The organism is Candidatus Aminicenantes bacterium, assembly GCA_026393795.1.
GTDB lineage: Bacteria > Acidobacteriota > Aminicenantia > UBA2199 > UBA2199 > UBA2199.
Window position 1 is genome coordinate 1 of record JAPKZL010000130.1, and the last position, 2,157, is coordinate 2,157.

General features: G+C 54.3%; 2 protein-coding genes. Both read right to left on the reverse strand.

Going from position 1 to position 2,157, the window contains the following annotated elements; all coding sequences use genetic code 11:
- On the reverse strand, window positions 1-1,010 hold a 1,010-nt coding region (locus NTW95_06170; GenBank protein MCX6557005.1), incomplete at its 3' end, for a GWxTD domain-containing protein.
- A gap of 63 nt (window positions 1,011-1,073) precedes the next feature.
- Entirely contained in the window at window positions 1,074-1,994 is a 921-nt protein-coding gene (locus tag NTW95_06175; GenBank protein MCX6557006.1) for a hypothetical protein, read from the reverse strand.
- Between the last annotated feature and the right edge of the window lie 163 nt (window positions 1,995-2,157).

Sequence of the window (2,157 nt, forward strand, 5' to 3'; positions counted from 1 at the left end):
GGATTGAATGTTATGGTCATTTTTTTTGGCTTGATGGAAAAAGTGATCAGGTTGTAGCCCCACAAGTAGTCTCTCAGGATGGTCAGGTTATGGGTATTTTCGATGAAATTAATCGACGAATCGACATTGACATAGCTTTTATATTTAATGAAATTAGCGGCATAAGCCGGATTGATGGAGCGGATGGGTGAACGGTAGATGTTGGCGATGATCTGAGAACTTTGCATGGAAGGAGAGAAATTGACGAGTGCTTGGCCGGGGGTCATGGAAAAGGCCGGACCAGCAAGATTCGGCGCTTTTTTCTGCAGGATCTGGTAAATCTGGCGGAAATCGGCGCTGGTGTATTGATCGCTGTTGACCAACAGCGCTGCCGGGCCTTCGGCGCCCGGATCATAGAATACCCATTCGCCGGTCCCATGCGCTTTGTAAAAAGTGATGTTGAAGTAGATCGGCAAACCAAGTTTCTGGTCGCCATAGTAATACCACACCTGGGTGGGGTAGATTCCCTCCACATTGTCAAAAGATTCAGTGCTGTTTGGTTCGCCTAAAATCATGTAAAGGCGTCCCATGTCGGTCATCCAGCCGGGCCGCGGCGTTCCGCGTCCGAAATACTGGTTGACATGGCGGAAACGGCTTTCGATTTCGTTGCGGTATTCGTTCACTTCGCTGCCCGGGCTGGGATCACGCTGCTGCCAGAACAGGCGGATGAACATGTCGCGGTCGCGAACGGTCGGCAGCTGCAAAAAGATGCTTATCTCTTCGGGGCTGGCGATATTGGCCACCATGTTCACCCATTCCCGGTAATGGATTTCCAGAGTTTTATAATTATCGTCAAATTGAAAGGTGAAGGGCTCTCTATTTTTTTTTGTGTCCTGGGGCGCAGCTGCCAGGCCAAACAGCAGGCAGACCATGGCGGCGATTAGTAACTTAAAGCAAATTAACTTGGTAAAAAAACAACATAATTTGCTTTCTAAGTTACTTATCCTGCGCAGCAGGGTTAATTTTTTCATGATGATACTATAGCGTAATCCGGGCTTTTTTGGCAAATGGTGGCAGCGTTCCCCGTCTGTTTATCAATAGCCCTGATCGGCGGCCAGGGGCGGCCAGATTTCTTCCATGCTAAAATCGACCCAATACAGGTCGGAGGTATTGGGAATACGGGCCTGGATGGCTTTGCCGATAGCGGACGGGGGATCGGCCAGTTTTCGCCACCAGGCGCCGTCGGCCGAATAGCCGAATTGAAAGCCTACTGGGGAGGCGGAGAATGCCCGGCCCCAGGCTTCGAAATCGGCAAGCATCTGCTCGAGCGAAATGAACTCCTGGCTGTCACTGATGAACGCCAGGCCCTGGCGGTAGCTGGGAGGCATTTTGGATTCCAGCCAGTGCTTCAGGAACAATTGGTAGCCGGGGTTGTAGGCGCGAATGCGTTCGCTCCAGGCTTGGGCCTGAACGTCACTGACCTCGACGCCCTCGTTGTTTTGCCGGCTCCAGTGGAGCCATTCGACGTCAATGCCGAAACCGATGACGCAGGGGTGCTTGCCGTAGCGGTCCAGGACCAGCTTGATCAGTGTTTCGACTTCGGCGTTGGCCGGTTCGACCTGCAGCCAGACCTTGAAACCGTTGCGGTCGAATTGCTCCAGGTAGGCTTCGTTGGCGTCAGTGTCGGAGAACACGATGTCGGTAAATTCGCCGCCGGGTGAAGGGAAACTCAGGTGGATGCGGCCGGTGAATTCATTTTCAGGCCCATCAGTCGAATCCATGGTGCCGACGATCCAGACCAGGGCCGGGACGGCCCCGTTAAAACGGGAAACCATGGCGCGGGCGGAGCCGATCCAGTAGCCGGGAGCGGGAAAGCCGTTTTTCGGCCCGTAGGGCGAAGAGCGCAGCCCGGCGCGAAGGCCGGCCTGGGGCTTGGGTACAGATGTGGTTTTTATGGCGCAGGTGCTGAAGCCCAGTGCCAGGAAACCGGCCAGCAGTAGCGATATTTTTTTCATGAGTGCGCTCCTATTTTTTTGCGTCATAACAAAGGGCGGCGGCGCCCAGGACGGCGATCTCGGCGGTTTGTGACGGTTGGATGATCACCCGAGCCAGAGCGTGCTGCCAGGCGAAATCTTTCAGCCGGCTGCGCATGGCTGTCTCGAAGAACGGCCACGCCTT